Source organism: Pseudoalteromonas sp. AWM4_233, assembly GCF_056158285.1.
The window spans coordinates 1-6,869 of the sequence record NZ_JBSWSZ010000020.1; the positions used below are offsets into that span (position 1 = coordinate 1).

The 6,869-nt window shown below is 44.6% G+C and carries 5 protein-coding genes and 7 pseudogenes; 6 read left to right on the plus strand and 6 right to left on the minus strand.

Annotation, left to right across the window (positions count from 1 at the left end; genetic code table 11):
- Positions 1–144 precede the first annotated feature (144 nt).
- Positions 145–558 carry a putative Ig domain-containing protein gene (locus ACXAC4_RS18550; protein ID WP_475164489.1) on the plus strand — a complete coding sequence of 138 codons (414 nt, stop codon included), beginning with the start codon at positions 145–147 and terminating at the stop codon, positions 556–558.
- On the opposite strand, the pseudogene dnaN reads toward ACXAC4_RS18550, so the two are convergent.
- The 6 genes and pseudogenes from dnaN to ACXAC4_RS18580 form a co-directional block, all read right to left on the minus strand.
- Positions 540–1,295: pseudogene (gene dnaN / locus ACXAC4_RS18555) on the minus strand (DNA polymerase III subunit beta); the annotation flags it as partial. The gene ACXAC4_RS18550 and the pseudogene dnaN overlap by 19 nt on opposite strands.
- 139 nt (positions 1,296–1,434) lie before the next feature.
- Positions 1,435–1,815: a helix-turn-helix domain-containing protein gene (locus tag ACXAC4_RS18560; RefSeq protein WP_475164490.1), complete on the minus strand. Its 381-nt coding sequence runs from the start codon at positions 1,813–1,815 to the stop codon at positions 1,435–1,437.
- A gap of 121 nt (positions 1,816–1,936) precedes the next feature.
- Positions 1,937–2,044, minus strand: a complete 108-nt coding sequence (locus ACXAC4_RS18565; protein WP_475164496.1) for a DnaA ATPase domain-containing protein — start codon at positions 2,042–2,044, stop codon at positions 1,937–1,939.
- Positions 1,999–2,241, minus strand: a pseudogene (gene dnaA, locus ACXAC4_RS18570) (chromosomal replication initiator protein DnaA); the annotation flags it as partial. The pseudogene dnaA and the gene ACXAC4_RS18565, both read right to left, overlap by 46 nt.
- A gap of 146 nt (positions 2,242–2,387) precedes the next feature.
- The gene (locus ACXAC4_RS18575; protein WP_475164492.1) at positions 2,388–2,573 is read right to left on the minus strand and encodes a hypothetical protein; all 186 of its coding nucleotides are present in this window, start codon (positions 2,571–2,573) and stop codon (positions 2,388–2,390) included.
- A gap of 211 nt (positions 2,574–2,784) precedes the next feature.
- Positions 2,785–3,038, minus strand: a pseudogene (locus tag ACXAC4_RS18580) (DnaA N-terminal domain-containing protein); the annotation flags it as partial.
- Positions 3,039–3,719: 681 nt separating this feature from the next.
- On the opposite strand from ACXAC4_RS18580, the pseudogene rpmH reads away from it, so the two are divergent.
- The 5 genes and pseudogenes from rpmH (at position 3,720) to ACXAC4_RS18605 (ending at position 6,732) form a co-directional block, all read left to right on the plus strand.
- Positions 3,720–3,855, plus strand: a pseudogene (gene rpmH, locus ACXAC4_RS18585) (50S ribosomal protein L34).
- 80 nt (positions 3,856–3,935) lie between these two features.
- The gene (locus ACXAC4_RS18590; RefSeq protein ID WP_475164494.1) at positions 3,936–4,088 is read left to right on the plus strand and encodes a hypothetical protein; all 153 of its coding nucleotides are present in this window, start codon (positions 3,936–3,938) and stop codon (positions 4,086–4,088) included.
- A gap of 179 nt (positions 4,089–4,267) precedes the next feature.
- A pseudogene (gene yidD / locus ACXAC4_RS18595) lies at positions 4,268–4,479 on the plus strand (membrane protein insertion efficiency factor YidD).
- A 26-nt stretch (positions 4,480–4,505) separates the two neighbouring features.
- Positions 4,506–6,181 (plus strand): annotated as a pseudogene (gene yidC, locus ACXAC4_RS18600) (membrane protein insertase YidC).
- A gap of 58 nt (positions 6,182–6,239) precedes the next feature.
- A pseudogene (locus ACXAC4_RS18605) lies at positions 6,240–6,732 on the plus strand (YajQ family cyclic di-GMP-binding protein).
- The last annotated feature ends 137 nt before the right edge of the window (positions 6,733–6,869 follow it).

Below are 6,869 nucleotides of genomic sequence, written 5' to 3' on the forward strand. Positions count from 1 at the left end.
TACGTATTGCTAAGGTTAACGACGAGTCGTACTCACCTCTTACACAGCACCTAAAATTACAACGGCAAAGACGAGTTCACGTTTAAACTTATTCAAGGGAATGTTGAAAGTAAACTTGTTACATTTTCTATTGATGTTACTGCTGTGAATGACGCACCAACTATTGAAGGAAAACCTGATTTAAGCATTATAGCTAATAGTGAGTACTCTTTTTTACCTTCAATTTTTGATATTGAAGGTGAACAATTAAATGTATCTGTTGAAAATTTACCTAAATGGCTTACTTTCGATTCTGCAACAGGAGAACTTAGAGGTACCCCCACAAATGCCCAAGTCGCAATTTATAATAATATTAAAATGTCAGTTAGTGATGGTTCTATTACCAGTAAACTTTCAACTTTTTCTATAGAAGTAACTTATTCAACACTTGAGGCCCCTGTTAACCTTAAACAAGCGAACACTTCGAAGGATAAACTTCAAGAAATACAACTCAGCTGGGATAAAGTAGAATTGCAACGATGGTTCTATCACCATCGCCAAGGTAACACTCTGCGATAGTCTGGAAAACGTCCATCAACGAGTTTACTGGTGAATATAAATTCACTGGAAAACGTGCGTATATGGTTTGCACCTATCTGCACTTTAATAGAGACGTTCTTCGTCACCACCGGATTCAGCCTGGATATTTCCAATACCCCTTTTCTAGGGATAATCACTTGGCGAGACGGTAAAGACGCCTCGCTATATTCTAACCGACATAATGCAAGCCTGTGACCATCAGTTGCTACAGTCCGAATTATATTATCTTCAGTTTCCAATGACATGCCGTTCAAATAGTATCGAACGTCTTGTTGAGCCATTGAAAAGTGTGTGCTGTTAATAAGACGCTTTAAATCTGTGGAAGCAACTTCGAACTCAACCTCGCCTTCCCAGTCTTCGAGGTTAGGATAATCATTGGCAGATAAAGTAGAGAGTGTATAGCGACCACGACCGGCCCGTATGAGGGCTTTATTTCCATCTAGGGTAAATTGAATTTCTGTACCATCGGCAATACCCCGACAAATATCAAATAACTTCTTAGCTGGAACGGTGATCTCGCCTTCTTCAAAATCGCCTTCAAGACGCATACTCGCAATGAGTTCAACCTCTAAATCCGTGCCTGTTAGCCAAAGTGCATCCTCACTAACTTTAATTAATACATTAGAAAGAATAGGTAAAGTGTGGCGACGCTCTACTGCACCGGAGACTAACTGCAACGGCTGCAAAAAATTTTCTCGACTGATGGTAAATTTCATTTATTTACTTTCCCGCCCGGAATGTTCCAAGAGTTAAGAGGATAAAGTACGAATTAAGTTCTTATAGTCTTCTTTTATATCATGACTTTCTTCTCTAAGCTGCTCTATTTTTCTGCACGCGTGAAGTACAGTGGTGTGATCACCTGCCGCCAAATGCATTTCCCAATTCAGGTAAGCTGTGGTTCGTCAGCTCTTTAGCCAGTGCCATTGCAACTTGTCTTGGACGGGCAACACTACGACTGCGTCGCTTAGATAAGATATCAGACACTTTTATCTTATAATAATCTGCTACGGTTTTCTGAATATTGTCTACCGTTACCAACTTTTCCTGTAACGCAAGTAAATCCCGCAATGCTTCTCGGACAAAATCGATAGTAATAGGTCTGCCAGTAAAGTTAGCATTGGCGATAACCCGATTTAACGCCCCTTCCAATTCTCTAACATTTGAGCGTAAACGCTTAGCGATGAAAAAGGCTACTTCATCTGGTAAGTGAATGCGGTTTTCCGCAGCTTTACGCATCAAGATTAGCTACACGGGTTTCCAGTTCCGGTGGCTCAATAGCAATTGTTAAACCCCAGCCGAATCGCGACTTCAACCTGTCCTCTACCCCATCAATCTCCTTTGGGGTATCGATCAGAGGTTAAGAATGATTTGCTGGTTGCCTTCCAATAAGCGCGTTGAACGTGTGGAAAAACTCTTCCTGCGAACGCTCTTTGTTTGCGAAGAACTGAATATCATCGATGAGCAGCGCATCGACGCGAGCGATAGAAATCGTTTGAAATCTTCGATAGCGTTATTTTGCAAGCGCCTTAACCATATCCTGAACGAAGCGCTCGGAATGCATATAAACGATTTTGGCACCGCGGACGGTTTGCAACGATACCATTGCCCACCGCGTGCAAGAAGGTGCGTTTTACCTAAGCCTGTTCCACCGTAGATAAACAAGTGGGTTATAAGAACCGCCAGGATTGTTCGCTACTTGCGTCGCCGCCGCTCGTAGCCAGTTGGTTTGATTTACCTTCGACGAAATTATCAAACTGATACGTCGGATTAATATTACTTTTGTGTTTCATACGCCTCAGGAATAGGCACTACGGACGGATCAGCTCTGGCGAGCGTTGACGACCGCGGCGCATGATTGCCTGTAATGATTCTGACCATTGAGGATCTAGCATTGTCCTTGCAGCAGTACCCTGCTGATCTGCGTTGCTGTGCATCACGCACCAAGCAGCATCAGCTTGGGCTTTACCAGTGAAATGATCGCCACCGCTGGCCACATGACCGTTCCGTGGCACTGGTGGGCTGACAGCCAGATAGCGATGTTTGCTGGAACCTGGCTCTCGTCGTTGCGGTTGGTCAATCGTGGCGCGCTGTAATTTGAACTATGTCCGTGATTCGGAGAATCCACAGTAGTAGCACTATTGAGTGTAGCTATCACCGTTTGAACTATGTACTGAACCAGCAGCATTACCCTAGCCGCTGAGAACGGTTTACGCTATTGCGACTCATTACCTCTAAACGCAACTGAGGTGCATCGGCTCCAGCAAATTCCCTTAGCAGAGCAGTAATATTATTCAGGTACTTGTCTCTTACCCAATCAAGCACAAAGCGGTTAGGAGCGTATAAGGTTAGAACACCAGCTCCTGCTCTTCAGCACGCAAGCGGTCGTATCCACATACTAAATTGCTGCGTCGGCAGTTCCTGACGCAGGCGCTCGAGGCACATTGGTTCCACAAGGACATGGTACGTCGTATGGCTCCCGTAAGTCGCTGAGGACCACCCGCTTTTGAAAGCCAATGCATAGAACAGACCGTGCCTGCTGAAGCGCGCCATTAGAGGAAAATACGCAGTTGGAGGTGTGGAGTAGCAGCGATGAAATTTTAGTTTTATGTTTTGATCGCTGTGGATTATCTGATCGTCTGTCAACACAATGTAAATGGCGATCCCTACACTGATCTGACTGATCATAATATATAAACTATTGAATTCAAAGACATTAACCTTTAGATCAGCAATATAACATTTTAAGAAGAAAAAATCATTCTAAACTACTCACTGACGATCAGCCGCTGGGATCTCGCTGTGCAATTTATATCTAGCGATCAATAGTTTCACCAACAATCCGCTGTGGATAACCTGAGTGCAAATTATATGCGTTATTCACAACGAACGGGATTACACGCTGGAAATCCTTCACCGCCTGATGTTATAACGTTCAACAAACAGACATAAAATCTGTTCACTTATTCGTCCGAACAGCAAGAATATCCATTGACAGCAGGCCCCGAGATCTCTAGAATTCAGCGTCCTTTTGCGATGGGCGGCGTAACGACCTGGTGTAAACACCACATTGTTCTGGCAACAGTATGGTGCGTTACCATTGAACGCCTGATGTTTAACTAGATATAAGTGAGACTTTGGTCATGAAAAGAACATTTCAACCGAGCAACTCTAAAGCGCAAGCGTTCTCACGGTTTTCGTGCTCGTATGGCGACTAAAAACGGTCGTAAAGTACTAGCCGCTCGCCGTGCTAAAGGCCGCGCTCGCCTTTCTGCTTAATTGAGTACTATCGCCAAAAGTGGGTGAGAATACGTTTTCCAAGGGAGTTACGTCTGTTAACTCCCTCCCACTTTACCTATGTGTTTGATGACGCAACCCCTGCTGTATCCCCCGCTTTTACCGTTCTAGCCAGAAAGAATACACTCAGGCTCATCCTCAGTTTGGGCATTACGCTGGCCAAAAAACGTAATTCAGTAAAGCGCACGATAGAAATCAGACTTAAAACGATCTAGTCAGAGAAAGTTTCCGGCATCAAGCAGCACTCCCTGCCCGCAATGTTGATATTATCGTTATTGGCAAGTCAGGCGCTGACGACGCTGTCGCAACGAAGAGGTATTTTCGCTACATTGGACAAGCTATGGAAAAAGCTCGACAAGACGCTGCGGCAACATAACTCAATCGCTGTGCCGCTTTGGCCTTGGTAAAGTGTTATCAGTGGTTCATTTCACCGATACTTAGGGCAACGTTGTCGTTTTCACCCTTCTTGTTCTTGGTACGCTATTGAGGCATTAAAAACGCACGGATTAGCTAATTGGCGGTTGGTTATCGGTTAAACGCATATTAAAATGCCACCCTTTGCAATGCCGGGCGGATATCGATCCCGTGCCGGAACCACGGCAATGATAAACACTCAGATTAAAGAGACCTCTATGGAATCGCAACGCAGTTTTCTGTTAATTGGCCTCGCGCTTAGTGAGCTTTTTGCTTTGGCAGTCAATGGCAACAAGATTATGGGCCACAGCCTGTTAAACCAGTAACCAGCCAATCTGCCGATGGTAGCGCGGATAATGGCTGTACCCCATTCTGCTTCAGTCACAAATGATGACGTGCCTGTAGGTGTGCAAACTGATGTACCGGCGCAAATTCAGCAAGCCGCCCCTACAACTGACCGCTATATACATGTGTTAACTGATACTCTCGACTTGCGCATCGATTTAGTTGGTGGAGATGTCGTATAAAGCAAACCTAGTAAAGTTTCCACTGACCCAGGGGTCAGAGAAAATTACAGCTTGCTACGGCTAAATGATGGCTTATACATAGCGCAAAGCGGCCTTGTCGGGCGAAATGGCCCAGACGGTAATAAGGCGGGTCGTCCCCGCTACACTGTTTCTGGAACTGATTTTGTCATGGATGGTGATACATTGTCAGTGCCCTTGACCTGGCAAAATGCAGACGGTCTTAATATTACTAAGACTTTCAACTTCACCAAAGGCAGCCATGATATTGCGTTGACATATACCATTGTTAATAACAGCAATGAAAACACGACTTTCCTACAGTATGCGCAACTGAAACAAACCACGGAAGTACCAGACGGCGGAAATATGTTTATGCCTACTTACCGTGGCGCTGCTTATGGTACCGATGAAGAACGATATGAGAAGTACACGTTTGACGAGATCGAAGATAAAAAGCTGAAAGCCGCAACTGAAGGTGGTTGGGTTGGCATGCTCGAGCACTATTTTGTTGCAGCATGGATCCCCCCCCGCATCACAGGAAAATAATCTTTACTCCAAGTTTTCCCCAAAATCAATACGCCATTATTGGTTTCACAGGCACACCTGTAAATGTAGCAAAAGGTGAGACAGCCACACTTGGAAGTCAGCTTTATCTTGGTCCTAAAGATCAGGATACTCTGGCAGAGTTGGCTAACGGTCTGGACCTCACCGTGGATTACGGTATTTTATGGTGGTTATCACAACCTCTGTTTTCACTACTAAAATTCCTGCATAGCTTAGTGGGCAACTGGGGTGTGGCAATTATTCTTATCACTGTCATAGTAAAAGGGGCCATGTACCCGTTGACTAAAAAGCAATATGAGTCGATGGCTCGCATGCGCAACCTGGCGCCTAAAATGCAACAGTTGAAAGATCGGTTTGGCGACGACAGACAAAAAATGTCACAGGCCATGATGGATCTTTATCGCAAAGAAAAAGTGAATCCAATGGGTGGGTGTTTACCCATCATCTTGCAGATGCCAATATTCCTGGCTTTGTACTGGGTACTGCTTGGAAAGTGTTGAACTACGCCATGCAGACTTCTTCCTTTGGATTACTGATTTATCTCGTAAAAGACCCTATGGTTTGTACTGCCAGTTCTTACCGGTGCCAGCATGTGGTTGCTTTGCAAAAGCTGCAACCAACAACAGTGACCGACCCAATGCAGCAGAAGATTATGCAATTTATGCCCGTGGCGATGAGTATATTCTTCCTTTGGTTCCCAGCTGGTTTAGTACTTTATTGGTTGGTGAGTGACATCGATCACACTAATACAGGCTAAACTGATCTATGCCGCTATGGAAAAGAAAGGCATTAGTTCTAAGTAAATGCCACTCGTTGCCAGCCCGCTCATGCGGGCTGACTTTGTCAAAAAGAGGTAAAACCATGCCATCTTTCGATATCGTATCTGAAATCAACATGTGAAGAAGTCCGGAACGCAACGGAAAACACTGAACGAGAACTCGCTACCCGTTTTGATTTTCGCGGTGTTGATGCAACCATCGAATTTAAAGAAAAAACCGTTGTTATGAAAGCTGAAGGCGAGTTTCAGTTACAGCAGTTGGAATGTCTATGTTTTCTAGTAATGCTTGTTCAAAACGAAATCTCGATACCAGTCATTTTAGACGTTAAAGACTTACGATCAACGGGGTAAAACCTATCATCAAGTCATTGCGTTTAAAGAAGGTATTGAACAAGCCACAGCGAAAAAAATCGTCAAGCTGATAAAAGACGATAAAATTAAAGTACAAACGGCAATTCAAGGCGATCAACTTCGCGTGACTGGCGAAGAAGCGTGACGACTTACAACAAGTTATAGCTCTCGTGCGCGGTGCTGAGCTTGGGGCAACCATCTCAATTTAAAAATATGAAAGATTAATCATGACCTCGATGCCTTTCTCACAAGATACCATAGTTGCACAAGCAACTGCGCCTGGCCGCGGCGGCGTAGGTATTGTCAGAATATTCAGGGCCTGGAGCGAGCGCTATTGCAAAGCAAATGGTACCGCAACCACT